The organism is Veillonella orientalis, from assembly GCF_018406505.1.
Classification (GTDB): Bacteria; Bacillota; Negativicutes; order Veillonellales; family Veillonellaceae; genus Veillonella; species Veillonella nakazawae.
Genome location: NZ_AP022322.1, coordinates 865,219 through 879,385 on the forward strand (window position 1 = coordinate 865,219; position 14,167 = coordinate 879,385).

The following is a 14,167-nucleotide window of genomic DNA, read 5'->3' on the forward strand; positions in this document are numbered from 1 at the left end:
AATTAAGAAAATACCAGTTGCATTACCTCTTGAATAGATTTAACGCCTCTAATCTTGATAGAGCTATCATTATCCTTGATCTGCTTATAATTGCCTTCAGGAATAATAAACTTTGTAAAGCCTAATTTTTTAGCTTCATTAATACGCTGTTCAATACGTGGAATGCTACGAACATTACCAGTTAACCCAACCTCACCTAAGATGACCATATCAGTAGGAACGATGCGATTTTTTAAATTAGATACGATAGCAACAGCCATGGACAAGTCACAAGCTGGTTCGTTCACCTTGAGACCACCAATAACGTTAACGTACACGTCCTTATTACCTAATGTAAAACCACAGCGTTTTTCTAGTACTGCCAATAGCACAATTAGACGATTTAAATCATACCCTATGGCAGTCCGTCGTGGCATGCCAAAAGCAGTTGTAACAACAAGGCTTTGCACCTCTACAAGAATAGGACGAACCCCTTCAAGGTAAATCATAACAGCACTGCCACTTTCCTCATCCGATCGTTCTGCCAACAACGAAGCGGAAGGATTAGAAAGCTCTTGTAGACCTTCCTCAACCATGGCAAAGATACCTGTTTCAGATGTGGATCCAAAACGATTCTTAATGGAGCGCAAAATACGAAATTGGTAAGACCTTTCACCTTCAAAATAAAGTACCACATCCACCATATGTTCTAACATACGTGGACCAGCAATATTACCTTCCTTAGTAACATGTCCAATGATGACCGTTGGAATATTTCGTTCTTTACAGAAGCGAAGGAGACGCGATGTACATTCTCGCACTTGGCTAACACTACCTGGAGCAGCATCGATATCTCCGGTATACATGGTTTGAATAGAGTCGATAACTAACAAAGAAGGCGTCATTGCATCAGCTTGCTCTAAGATATGATCTAAATCTGTATCAGCAACAACTTGTAGTCGCCCACTATTGATATGAAGTCGTTCTGCCCGAAGCTTAAGCTGTAACTGAGACTCTTCTCCAGATGCATATAGTACAGTACCTACCGTATCAGCCACCTTTTGAGATACTTGAAGAAGTAGTGTAGACTTGCCTATACCAGGATCACCACCTAAGAGCATAAGGGCCCCAGGAACAATCCCACCACCTAATACACGGTCGATTTCACCAAAGGTTGTAGAGACACGAGCGATAGATGAAATTTCAATATCTGGTAAAGCTGTTGGTTTTGTTGTTTGACTTCCCACACCTCGTGAAGGTGTGCGGCTATGTTTAGTTTCTTTAATAATCTCTTCAACTAATGTATTCCATTCACCACATTGTGGACAACGCCCCATCCACTTAGAAGACTCCGCTCCACAATTTTGACAGAAGAATACTGATTTTGCTTTTGCCATAATACCTCAAAACTTTTATAAAAGATAAAAAAGGCCATGAATGATAACCATTCATGACCTTTTATGCATAATTTTACTACATGGTTACTATCATTATTCTATAGTATACCATTTAAGCCATATAATTTATATGAAAGGTAGTCATTAACTATTAATTTTGTATTTATATTAAATCGTTACAACAATATCATTATCCTTTGCATTAGCTTTAATAGTTTTTCCTGCTATCGCCTCTCCTTTCAAAATAAGATCGGATACAGGGTCCTCAATTAATCGTTGAATAGCGCGTTTCAAAGGCCGAGCACCCATAGTAAAATCGGAACCTTCTTTAACGAGCAATTTCATAGCCTCAGGTGTAATTTCTAAATGTAAATCACGTTCTTCAAGACGCTTTGTTACATCACTCATTATAATTGTTACAATTTTTGTTAAGTCCTCTTCAGTTAATGGATGGAACACAATCATCTCATCAATACGATTTAAGAACTCTGGTCTGAAATGACGTTTTACAGCATCCAGAACAGATTTCTTAGCCTCTTTAAAATCTTTGGTTTTAGAATCATTAGAATGAGATTCTGCTTTTTTTGGTGCTAAGAAACCTAATTCTGTAGAGTTCTTATGTAATGCTTTAGCACCTAAGTTACTAGTCATGATGATAACCGTATTTCTAAAGTCTACGGTTCTCCCCTGACTATCTGTAAGGCGGCCATCATCAAGAACTTGTAATAGGATATTAAAGAAATCTGCATGAGCCTTTTCTACTTCGTCAAGTAAAATAACGCTATATGGTTTACGTCGAACTGCATCAGTCAATTGGCCTCCCTCTTCATAGCCTACATATCCTGGAGGTGCTCCAACTAAACGAGAAACAGTATGTTTTTCCATATATTCAGACATATCAAGTCGAATCATAGCAGATTCATCGCCGAACAAGGAGGATGCAAGTGCTCTTGCTAGCTCAGTTTTACCAACTCCTGTTGGTCCAAGGAACAAGAAGGAACCAATTGGACGTTTTGGATCCTTTAATCCAGCCCTTGCACGGCGCACAGCTTTTGCTACAGCTGTAACAGCATCATCTTGACCGATGACACGTTTATGTAATTCATCTTCTAAATGAAGCAAGGTTTCTGATTCTTCTTCTGCGATTTTAGTTACAGGAATACCAGTCCACTGAGCTACAACGGCAGCGATATCTTCCTCTGTAACAATTAGTTTTTGATCACTTTCTTCTTTAGCAACAGATTTTTTATCATCAATTTCTTTAACTAGAGCTTGCTCTTCATCACGAAGTTTAGCGGCCTTTTCAAAATCTTGTGATGTGACAGCCGCTTCTTTTTCCTTCTTAACCGTATTGAGTCTGTCTTCTAAAGCTTTAACATCTGGTGCTGCCGAAAATACCTTCATACGAACCTTAGATGCAGCCTCATCAACCACATCGATAGCTTTATCCGGCAAAAATCGATCTGTAATATATCTACTAGATAAAGTAACAGCAGCTTTTAATGCTTCATCTGTAATTTTAGCCTTATGGAAGGCCTCATAACGATCTCGTAAGCCTCTCAAGATTTCAAGAGCATCCTCTTCATTAGGTTCCCCTACTTGAACAGGTTGGAAACGACGCTCTAAGGCAGCATCTTTTTCAATATGCTTTTTATATTCATCAAGTGTCGTAGCGCCAATAACTTGGAATTCACCGCGTGCCAAAGCTGGTTTCAAGATATTTGCCGCATCCATAGCGCCTTCAGTGGCACCTGCTCCAACTAATGTGTGAATTTCATCAATGAAGATAATCATATCCTTATGTTGTTGAACTTCATCAATCGCTTTTTTTAAACGCTCTTCAAATTCGCCACGGTATTTTGCACCAGCTAACATAGAGCTAATGCTAAGGGAGATAATGCGTTTATTACGCAAAATTTCTGGCACATTACCGTTGACGATACGTTGCGCCAAGCCTTCAGCAATGGCCGTCTTACCTACACCAGGTTCACCAATGAGAACGGGATTATTTTTAGTTCTACGACTAAGTATTTGAATAACTCGTTGAATTTCAGTATCGCGACCAATAACAGGATCAATTTTACCTTGTTTTGCAGACTCATTTAAGTCTGTAGCGAAATCAGTTAATTCACCTAAGTCGCCATTGTTATTCGCTCCTTCTTGACCACTATGATTACCATTAGAACTAGAGCCAAGAATATGACGAATCGCTTCAACTATATCGTCGGTACGAATATTCATAGCCCGTAAAATTCCAACTGCAACACCACCGCCGTCGCTGAGTAAACCAAGTAGAATATGCTCAGTACCAACGTAATTATGATTCATGCGATTAGCTACTTGAACAGCTAACTCAAGTACATTCTTAACACGTGGCGTCATATATATAGATGTTGCTTTTTTATTACCGCGGCCCACTTGCTCTTCTACAGCTTCAAAAATATCTTCTGTAACAATATTAAGCTCTTCTAAGGCCTTAGCAGCAACACCATTTTTAACCTTTGTCAGGCCGATGAGTACATGTTCAGTGCCTACATAGTCATGTCCCAACTTCAATGCGGCTTCTTGAGCAAAGGAAAGAACACGCTGTGCATCATCTGTAAATCGTTGCATCATACTATCACCTCATCTATCTATGTAAATTGTAATTATTTCTCTTCAAATATATGTAAACAATGGTAGGCTATACCATTGGAATAGCTATTAATGTGAAAGCTTTTGACGGATTATCTTTGCCCGATAGCTATCACGCTCGATATCTGTTAGATTATCATTTCCTGCATACTTTGAAAGGAAATTAGGTCTAGTTATAGCAATCAGCTCATTAAAGGAATCCTTACCCCATTGAGGTAAAATATTTAAGTCAACGCCTAACTGGATATCACTAAGCTTTGTTAAAGCCTCTTTACCATTTACACGGCGTGCATTCTGTAGAACTCCATAGGAGCGCCATAACACATCTTCTAAACCTTCTTTATCATTATGTAATAATAACTGACGAGATTTTCGCTCTTCTGCAATAATCCCTTCTACAATCTTTGTTAATTGTTCTATTGTATCTTTTTCACTAGTACCCATGGTACGTTGGTTAGAAATTTGATATATATTTCCTAATGCTTCTGAACCTTCACCATATAATCCACGCACAGAGTAGCCCAACTGAATGATACTACGAATGAGGCGTGTAATTTTTCCAGATATAGTCAAGGCTGGTAAATGTAACATTACAGATGCTCGTAAACCTGTACCGACATTAGTTGGACAAGCCGTTAAATAACCAAATCGTTCATCAAAGGCATATGGATATTTTGCTTCAATAGCCTTGTCGATTTTTAATACACGTTCATAAGCTACTTCTAATCTCAATCCAGAAACCATAGATTGAATTCGCAAATGATCTTCTTCATTTACCATAATCACAATTGATGCATCATCAGAAACCACTAAGTTGCGGTACGGTAGTTTTTCCTCTAAAGCAGGGCTCATCAAATGTTTTTCCACTAATATAGCACGATCACGTTCACTTAATTGCTCTAGGTTAATATTGGAATATTGATGTCCATCTACGTCTTTTAGGGGTTTAAGCAAACTTCTAGAAAAAGAATTTACTTTTTCTAATGACGACATATCATTTCGATTTGTAAAAAGCACACCATCAAAGTTTCTTGCTAATCGAATCCGACTAGAAATCACAATATGATCCGTTGCGTCCGTATCGAGTTGTAGCCATGAACTTAAAGGAGAGTCTAATATAGTATCTAACATAATAAGAACCTCCTATTCTTTATTGCCACCAATGATGGCTTCTAATTCTTTTATTTTATCTCTTAAGATAGCTGCATCTTCAAATTTCTCTGCTTGAATTGCCATCTCTAATTGATTACGCAATTGTTTAACTTCATACTTAGCTTTAAACACATTATTACCATGACTAGGAACTGACCCTTCATATTCAGAACTACCTTGCAAACGTTGTAATAACGGTTTTATTTCACTAGCAAAGGTTTCATAGCATGTATCACAACCAAACTTGCCTACCCGATTAAACTCATCATAGGTAATACCACATTGAGGACACCGTTTAGATTGATGAGATTTTAATAAGTTATCAGGATAGACCATATTTTTAAAGAAATCATTGGTAAAAAAGCTATCATCCCACATATCATTCATAAAGGAACTATAGGGAGATAATTTTCCCTCTTGTTGTAGTGCTGTAGCACAAGTATTGCACAGATGTTGTTCCGTTTTCTGATTATTTACAATATTTGTCATATGGATAGTAGCTTCATTTTTATGGCAATGATCACATATCACTGATCATCACTCCTTCCGTAGTGTATCCACCATTGTTGCGTATAGCTCACGAATTGCATTATTTCGATGTTCAATATCCGTATTTTTAATCAATGTAGCAAAAGAATTATGCATCAATTGAGCCTCACGACGAGTAATTTTTTCTGCTTGTAGTAATTGAAATAATGATTGGTCTACATCTTTTATATCAATTAAACGATCTACTGTATTTTGACCTTCATAAATACGATAGGTTGTTACAGCTGGTAGAGAATCAGAACTTTCTGGATTTAATTTTGTGATTCGAATATATCCACCTAATCCACGTCTTGATTCCACATCAAACCCACGCTCATTGGAAAATCGCGTACTTAAAACATAACTAATTTGCGAAGGTGCACAATCTAACTCATCAGCTAATTCGTTACGCTTTAAAATTAATTTCTCTTGTTCTTCACGCATACGATCCAATATAAACTTTTCTATTTTATCAGCTATCATACTCATAAAAAACACCTCTTTAACATTTTATTTAATATATATTTTGACTATTTGCTTTTTACATATATCTATTATATTTGACTTTTTGACTTTAGTCAATATAAAGGTCAAATTTCTATACTATACATTTGACCTTTTAATACATCCCCCTATAATTGGACTTAATCTTAAATTATAGGTATAATAAATGAGATATATTTTTATGAAAGAAGGTGTTGTTATGGCAGAAGCATTAGGACAAGAACTGTTAATTGATTTATATTCCTGCGATGAAGATGCAATCTCATCCGCTACAGCTGTACAAGAAAGTGTAGCAACCGCATTTGATTTAGCTGACCTTGATGTTGATGAAATCAGTTGTCAAGTTATGGACGAGGAGATCGCCCTCCTATCTGTTGCACCAGGCTTTCACTTTACATTGCACACGTATCCTGCTCTAGGCTATGTGGCTGTTGATTTGTATTCTTTTGAGCAATCCTTACCGCTCACATTAATTATGAAAGCGTTGCGTAAATCTTTCAGAGCAGAAAAGGTAAAAGCAACAAGTGTACAACGTGGCGACTTTGGTAACGAGCGCGATATGAAGCCACGTCGCAAAACAAAGATTACTACACTTGGTCGTGTTTCTCGTACACGTATTCAACTCAAACAAACAGGCGGCAAATTAAAAAAACAAAGTGCTAAGGTTATCAAAACATTAGCTAAAAAAAGCGGCCTAAAAAAATAGTACAAAGGACTAACCTTATTGGTTAGTCCTTTTATTAGATAGATACAAAAAGGCTAGAGGAAATCCCTCTAGCCTTTTTAAGGTTAATATTTTATTTATAATAGCTTATCTACGAACCATCATTTCTTCAAGATCGAGAACATCAGCAATTTCATCAACATCATCACAGATGTACTCTGCATCGGCTTCTTTTAGTTCAGCTTCTGTACCATAACCATATGTAACACCGATAGAGATACAGCCAAGTTCATTAGCTGCCTCTACATCATACTTACGATCGCCTACCATAAAGGCCAAACGACGACCATTTTCATCAGTTAAAGGATTGCCACAAAGTTTAAGAGCTTTTTCGAGAATCTCTTTCTTATGCAATAAACCACTTTCATAATTAGCACCTACAATTACATCAAAGTAAGGTGTTAATTCAAAGTGATCTAAAATATCCTTAGCATAATGCTCAGGCTTTGCTGTAGCAACGGCAATAGTATATTGTTCTGTTTTGCATTTAGCCAACAAGTCTACAATATTCGGATACACTTGATTTTCAAATTTACCGATTGTACCATATCGTTCGCGGAATTTAAAGTACGTTTCTTCCGCTTGTTCAAAGGTCATGCTACAATGCTCTTGAAAAGCATCTACCAATGGTGGTCCTAAAAATAATTGCAATGTTTCTTCATCAGGAACATCATAGCCAAAATGTTCCAATGCAAATTTAATACTTTTAAGAATACCTTCTTGAGAATCTGTTAAAGTTCCATCTAAATCAAATAATATTGTTTTCTTCATATTATTTCTTTAAAGCCTCTTTTAATGTATGCCATGCAAGAACCGCACACTTAACACGTGCTGGCATGTTAGAAATATTTTGCAATGCCATAGCATCTTCTAATTCTTCTAACTCATTTTCATCGGTAATTTCTTTTTTGATCATACCTAAGAAAATTTCTACCAAACGAAGGGCTTCCTCAACAGATTTCCCCTTAATGATATCAATCATCATAGATGCAGACGCTTGACTGATAGCACAACCAGAGCCAGTGTAAGCAGCATCTTTGATAATGCCATCTTCTACGTTGAGTTGTAATGTTAGATCATCACCACAACTAGGGTTATGGCCATGTTCAGAATTTGTAAAATGAGCTAACTCATGTTTATTACGCTTATCTTGGTTATGTTCCAAAATAAGTTCTGTATATAATTGATCCATTTCCATTGATGGTAAATCTCCTAATCTTTAAAACCCATTACAGAACGAACTGTCTTTAATACTTCAAGGAATGCATCTAGATCTTCCTTACGAGTATATAAGTACATGCTTAGACGAGTAGATGCAGATACATTGTAGAATGCACCTAATGGTTGTGCACAATGGTGTCCAGAACGAACACAAATGCCTTTAGAATCTAAAATTGTAGCAACGTCATGAGGATGTACATCATCTACAGTGAACGCGATTACACCATGTTTTTCCTTAGGATTTTGGGAGCCAATCACATGAACATGTGGCAATGCAACAATTTTAGGAAGAATATATGCTACTAGTTCCTCTTCATAAGCTTCAATAGCATCCATGCCAAAGGATTCTAAATAATCAATTGCCGCATGTAAGGAAACGGCACCGTCAGCATTTGGTGTACCTGCTTCAAACTTATAAGGAAGCTCATTGAATGTAGCAGTTTGTTCTTTTACATATTCAATCATATCCCCACCCAATAGGAAAGGTGGCATAGCTTCTAATAACTCACGTTTACCATAAAGTACACCAATACCTTGAGATGCACACATTTTATGACCAGAGAATACGAAGAAATCGCAGTCTAATTCTTGAACATCAATTTTTTTATGAGGTGTAGATTGAGCACCATCGAGAATTACTACAGCACCTACGGAATGCGCTTTTTCAGTTAATTCTTTTACAGGGAATTCCATACCAAGCACGTTACTAACATGAGCAAAGGCAACAATTTTAGTGTTATCATCAATTTTATCGATTTCACCATCTTTTAAGTGCCCATGTTCATCAAGGTACATATATTCTAAGGTTGCCCCTGTTTGTTCTGCTACATATTGCCATGTTACAAGATTCGCATGATGTTCCGCAACAGTAATGACAATCTTGTCACCTTTCTTCACATTATGAAGACCATAGCTATGAGCAATCAAGTTCATAGATTCTGTACTATTACGTGTAAATACAACTTCTTCACGCTCACGAGCATTGATAAATTCAACTACGCGATCACGTGCATTTTCATAGTCTTCAGATGCTTCAATAGCTAAAATATGAGAGCCACGATGTGGATTACCATTACGTTGTGTCATATGTTCCACAACACGATCAATTACGGATTGTGGAATTTGTGCAGTAGCACCGCTATCTAAATAGATAACACGGTGCCCATTATGCTCTTTATGTAGTATAGGAAAGTCTTTGTATGCTTCTGCAATTGGTCTCATAAAAACGCCTCTTTAAATTTTATTACGTACAGCTGCTAATGCTGCTTCTTCAATCGTTTCATCACCAATGCGATCAATAATAGGTCGAATCATAGATTCTACAATGATATGTTTTGCTTCTACTTCACTAAAGCCACGGCTCATGATATAGAACAATTTATTATGATCAATTTGGCCTGCACTTGCTGCATGATTACCAACTACATTATCTTCTTTACACAATAATAGAGGTAAAGAAACAGATTTTACAGTTGGATCTAACAATAAGCAAGTATCTTCTTCCGCACCTTCAGAAGCTGTTGCACCATGAAGGAAATCAAGGGTACCACGGAAAGATTTTTTAGAATTGCCACTAAGAGCACCTAATGTATGAATATCACTGAAGGATTTTTTACCACCATGACTCATAACCATGGAGATATCAAATTTTTGTTCTTCGTTACCAAGATAAGCAATATCATGAACCATACGAGATTCTTGACCTACTAAATCATGATAGTAGTTCAAAATATTTTCGCTACCACCAAGTTCAATGTTAATGTATTCTACATCTGCTTTATCTTCCAATTTTGTATAACGATGTTCGATATGTTGTACATGTTCAGGTAAAAGATTTACCTTTTTCACTACAACTTTACCGCCTTCTTTTACATCGTATTCATTTAGATAACTAACATTTGTTAAAGCTTCACCAGTGCCAATTACATAGAATTGTACCTCTAGTTCTGCCCCTTCACCAACGATGAATTGGAAACGGTTAGCTACACGTGCATTAGCATCAATGCGGATGCCTACAACTTCTTTTCCCTTAGCAGGAACATTGATAGCATAACCTTCTGCATTATCCACCAATGCTTGAACAGCATCCTTATTAGCACCTTCATATTTAGCATTTAACAGTGCTGTTCCTGTAGGCAATGGTGAAAGTATATTTTGATTCGCTTCTACAGCGATGGATTGTACAGATGTATCTTCTCCAGCTAGAGAGCTTACAGTATGGTTAACACGCAACCATCTGAATGTCGGTCTAGGGAGTTCATTAAATAGTAATTCGCTCATAATTCCTCCTTAACCGATAGAACCTTCTAATTCAAGATTGATTAGATTGTTCATTTCTACAGCATACTCAAGTGGTAATTCTTTGGAGATTGGCTCAACGAAACCACGAACGAGCATTGCACGAGCTTCTTCTTCGCTAATACCACGTGTCATGAGATAGAAAATCGCTTCGTCGGAAATACGACCGATTTTAGCTTCATGACCTAAATCCACATTATCGTTTTCTACGATAATAGCTGGAATTGTATCAGATTGAGACTCTGCATCAAGCATCAAGGATTCACAAGATACAGTCGCTTTGGAATGTTCTGCTTTAGGGCCAATTTTCAAAAGTCCACGGTAAATAGCAGCACCACCGGATTTGGAAATAGATTTAGAGTTTACATTACTAGTTGTGTAAGGAGCATTATGAACTACCTTACAACCAGTATCAAGGAATTGTCCTTCGCCAGCAAATGTTACACCTGTGAATTCAGCATGTGCACCTTCACCGTTAAGAATACTCATTGGATACAAGCAAGAAACTTTGGAACCAAAGGAGCCAGATACCCATTCGATTGTACCATTTTTACCTACTACACAACGTTTTGTGTTAAGGTTGTACATGTTCTTGGACCAGTTTTCAATTGTAGAGTAACGCAATGTAGCATTGTCTTTAACGAACAATTCAACAGCGCCTGCATGAAGGTTAGATACGTCATACTTAGGAGCAGAACAACCTTCGATGAAGTGCAATTTAGCACCTTCTTCTACGATGATCATAGTATGTTCGAACTGACCAGCACCTGGTGCATTCAAGCGGAAATAAGATTGTAATGGAATTTCTACTTGTACGCCTGCTGGAACGTATACGAAGGAACCACCAGACCAAACTGCACCATGAAGAGCCGCCCATTTATGGTCTGTAGGTGGAATCAATGTCATCCAGTATTTTTTTACGATTTCTTCATGCTCATGAAGTGCAGTTTCGATATCAGTATAGATAACACCTTGTTTAACAAGATCTTCTTGAATACTGTGATAAACAACTTCAGAGTCATATTGAGCACCAACACCTGCAAGAGATGTTTTTTCCGCTTCTGGAATACCTAAGCGGTCAAAAGTACTTTTAATTTCTTCTGGAACTTCGTCCCAGTTTTCTTTCATATCTACTTTTGGCTTAACATAAGTATGGATATTTGCCATATCTAAGCCAGAAATATCAGGAATCCAATTTGGAATCCCCATGCGATTGTAGATTTCTAAAGATTTCAAACGGAAGTCAAGCATCCATTCAGGTTCATTTTTATTAGACCAAATTTCACGGATAATATCTTCTGTTAAACCAGCATCAGAAATATAAGAATATTCAAAGTCATTCTTAATATCGTAGACACCACGGTCCATATCCGCGACTTGGGTTTTCTTTCTTTCTTCCATTGTGCCTCCTATGCTAATGCTTTGTATGCGTCGTAACCTTTTTCTTCGATTTCACGTACAAGAGAAGCATCACCAGTTTTAACGATCTTACCATTGATCAATACATGAACAAAATCAGGTTTTAATTTTTGCAAGATTTGGTTATGGTGAGTGATGATCAATACAGCATTTTCTTCGTTGTGGAAACGTTGTACACCTTCAGATACGATACGAACCGCATCTACGTCAAGGCCGGAGTCTGTTTCATCAAGAATAGCCAATTTAGGATTTAAAATGGACATTTGAAGAATTTCATTTTTCTTGCGTTCACCACCGGAGAAGCCTTCATTTACATAACGTTGTGCATAAGATACATCGAAGGATAATTCATCCATTTTTTCTTTCAATTCTTTTTTGAAAGATAAAGCACGTACATTTTCACCAGTAATTGTAGATTTCGCAGTACGGATGAAGTTTTCTACTGTAATGCCAGGAATAGAAATTGGATTTTGGAAGGACATAAAGATACCTGCTTTCGCACGATCATTTACTGCATCTTCCGTAATATCTTTACCATCAAAAATAATAGAGCCGCTATCTACAGTATATGTAGTGTTACCCATAATAGCATTAGCAAGTGTAGATTTACCTGCACCATTTGTACCCATTACAACATGGATTTCACCTTTATTAATTGTTAAGTTGATACCTTTTAAGATTTGTTTACCTTCAACGGATACCTTTAAATCTTTTATCTGAAGTAATTCAGCCAAAATGTTCACTCCTTCTCATAATGTATGTATTAATAAAAAACATACAAGCATTATATGTAAAACGTATATATTGACACATATAAAAAGGCGGTACGCACTAACGTGAATACCGCCGTAATTCTCGCCAACTTAGCAAGTATGTGCATAACAATCTATAATCATTATACATTCTTATCTAAATGATAGCAAGATATTCCTACTAAAATATACAGGAATTAAAAGAATATCATATATTACATATATTGATAGGTTTTTATTAATATTCATTCTCATCCTATTCGATTCTCAATATTAAATTATAGGTTAGAGAAATCGAGGGTGCCAAACAAATCATCATATGTTTCAGCACGACGAATTTGTGTAACAGAACCGTCTTTATGTAATAACAACTCAGCTGAGCGCAATTTACCATTATAATTGAAGCCCATGGAGTGACCATGCGCACCAGCATCATGAATGATGATACGATCGCCAATATCGATTTTTGGCAACTCACGTTGAATAGCAAATTTATCATTGTTTTCACATAAAGAACCAGTCACATCGTACACGTGATCCTTAGGTGCATTTTCTTTCCCCATTACAGTAATATGGTGGTAAGAACCATATAATGCTGGACGCATAAGGTTTGCCATACAGGAATCTAAACCGATGTAGTGACGATAAATATCCTTTTTGTGAATTGCTGTAGAAACTAAGTAACCAAATGGACCTGTAACCATACGGCCACATTCATAAGCCAATGCTACATCACCAAGGCCATTAGCTACTAGAATTCTATTATAGGCCTCTTCTACACCTTTACTAAGTGCATTGAAATCTACTGGTGTTTGTTCTGGTTTGTAAGCAACACCTACACCACCACCAAGATCGATAAACTCAACATTGATGCCTAGTTCATTTTTAATATCTACTGCTAGATTGAAGCAAAGTTCAGCAGTGCCAACTAAGCCATCAATATCAAGCTCATTAGATACAACCATTGTATGGATACCAAAGTGTTTTACACCTTTAGCTTGCAACTGTTTATAAGCTTCAAGAATCTGTTCACGTGTCATACCATATTTAGCTTCTTCAGGAAGGCCGATAATTGTATTACCCCCTTCTTTTAAGGAGCCTGGGTTATAACGTACGCAGAATGTATCAGGCAAAGAGCCATGATTTTTTTCCAAATATTCAATATGAGTAATATCATCAAGATTGATAATAGCACCTAATTCAAGTGCTTTTTTATATTCCACATATGGTGTGTCATTAGATGTGAACATGATATCATGACCTGTAATGCCCACTTTTTCACATAGCATTAACTCTGCTAAGGAAGAACAATCGGCACCTACACCAAGCTTTTGTAATACACGCATAATATATGGATTAGGAGTTGCTTTTACAGCAAAATATTGTTTGAACCCTTTATTCCAAGAAAATGCATTAATGAATGCTTTCATATTTTCAATGATACCTTCTTCATCATAAATATGGAATGGTGTTGGGTATTGGGCAATAATATTTTCCAATTGTTCAGCTGTAAACGGAACTGTTTTTGTGTTCATAATAACCTCGCTATACAAATAAAA

The 14,167-nt window shown here is 36.8% G+C and carries 13 protein-coding genes; 1 reads left to right on the forward strand and 12 read right to left on the reverse strand.

What is annotated here, in order from left to right; translation table 11 throughout:
* Positions 1–2 precede the first annotated feature (2 nt).
* The 5 genes from radA to VEIS1202513_RS03925 all read right to left on the reverse strand — a co-directional run bounded on the left by radA (position 3) and on the right by VEIS1202513_RS03925 (position 6,179).
* Positions 3–1,376 (reverse strand): DNA repair protein RadA, encoded by a 1,374-nt coding sequence (gene radA / locus VEIS1202513_RS03905; RefSeq protein WP_213467892.1) that lies wholly within the window; start codon positions 1,374–1,376, stop codon positions 3–5.
* A gap of 168 nt (positions 1,377–1,544) precedes the next feature.
* Positions 1,545–3,992: an ATP-dependent Clp protease ATP-binding subunit gene (locus tag VEIS1202513_RS03910; RefSeq protein ID WP_213467893.1), complete on the reverse strand. Its 2,448-nt coding sequence runs from the start codon at positions 3,990–3,992 to the stop codon at positions 1,545–1,547.
* 87 nt (positions 3,993–4,079) lie between these two features.
* Complete coding sequence (locus VEIS1202513_RS03915) at positions 4,080–5,141, reverse strand: protein arginine kinase (protein WP_213467894.1); 1,062 nt, start codon at positions 5,139–5,141, stop codon at positions 4,080–4,082.
* Between the two features lie 12 nt (positions 5,142–5,153).
* Entirely contained in the window at positions 5,154–5,651 is a 498-nt protein-coding gene (locus tag VEIS1202513_RS03920) for a UvrB/UvrC motif-containing protein (RefSeq protein ID WP_241567122.1), read from the reverse strand.
* Between the two features lie 48 nt (positions 5,652–5,699).
* Positions 5,700–6,179 (reverse strand): CtsR family transcriptional regulator, encoded by a 480-nt coding sequence (locus tag VEIS1202513_RS03925; protein ID WP_105093853.1) that lies wholly within the window; start codon positions 6,177–6,179, stop codon positions 5,700–5,702.
* Between the two features lie 214 nt (positions 6,180–6,393).
* Here VEIS1202513_RS03925 and VEIS1202513_RS03930 point away from each other — a divergent pair, with 214 nt between their 5' ends.
* A complete protein-coding gene (locus tag VEIS1202513_RS03930; RefSeq protein ID WP_005386379.1) occupies positions 6,394–6,900 on the forward strand; it encodes an S-adenosylmethionine decarboxylase family protein in 507 nt (168 codons plus the stop codon).
* Between the two features lie 105 nt (positions 6,901–7,005).
* On the opposite strand, the gene VEIS1202513_RS03935 is transcribed toward VEIS1202513_RS03930, so the two are convergent.
* The 7 genes from VEIS1202513_RS03935 to VEIS1202513_RS03965 all read right to left on the reverse strand — a co-directional run bounded on the left by VEIS1202513_RS03935 (position 7,006) and on the right by VEIS1202513_RS03965 (position 14,143).
* Positions 7,006–7,689 (reverse strand): HAD hydrolase-like protein, encoded by a 684-nt coding sequence (locus VEIS1202513_RS03935; protein WP_213467895.1) that lies wholly within the window; start codon positions 7,687–7,689, stop codon positions 7,006–7,008.
* Between the two features lies 1 nt (position 7,690).
* Positions 7,691–8,116, reverse strand: coding sequence for a Fe-S cluster assembly sulfur transfer protein SufU (gene sufU / locus VEIS1202513_RS03940; RefSeq protein ID WP_024066921.1), 426 nt, complete (start codon positions 8,114–8,116; stop codon positions 7,691–7,693).
* 14 nt (positions 8,117–8,130) lie between these two features.
* A complete protein-coding gene (locus VEIS1202513_RS03945; protein ID WP_105093855.1) occupies positions 8,131–9,360 on the reverse strand; it encodes a SufS family cysteine desulfurase in 1,230 nt (409 codons plus the stop codon).
* A gap of 12 nt (positions 9,361–9,372) precedes the next feature.
* Positions 9,373–10,419 carry a SufB/SufD family protein gene (locus tag VEIS1202513_RS03950; RefSeq protein WP_213467896.1) on the reverse strand — a complete coding sequence of 349 codons (1,047 nt, stop codon included), beginning with the start codon at positions 10,417–10,419 and terminating at the stop codon, positions 9,373–9,375.
* 9 nt (positions 10,420–10,428) lie between these two features.
* Entirely contained in the window at positions 10,429–11,838 is a 1,410-nt protein-coding gene (gene sufB / locus VEIS1202513_RS03955) for a Fe-S cluster assembly protein SufB (RefSeq protein ID WP_105089273.1), read from the reverse strand.
* An 8-nt stretch (positions 11,839–11,846) separates the two neighbouring features.
* Entirely contained in the window at positions 11,847–12,590 is a 744-nt protein-coding gene (gene sufC, locus VEIS1202513_RS03960) for a Fe-S cluster assembly ATPase SufC (protein ID WP_060924273.1), read from the reverse strand.
* Between the two features lie 296 nt (positions 12,591–12,886).
* Positions 12,887–14,143 carry a diaminopimelate decarboxylase family protein gene (locus VEIS1202513_RS03965; protein WP_060924272.1) on the reverse strand — a complete coding sequence of 419 codons (1,257 nt, stop codon included), beginning with the start codon at positions 14,141–14,143 and terminating at the stop codon, positions 12,887–12,889.
* Positions 14,144–14,167 lie beyond the last annotated feature (24 nt).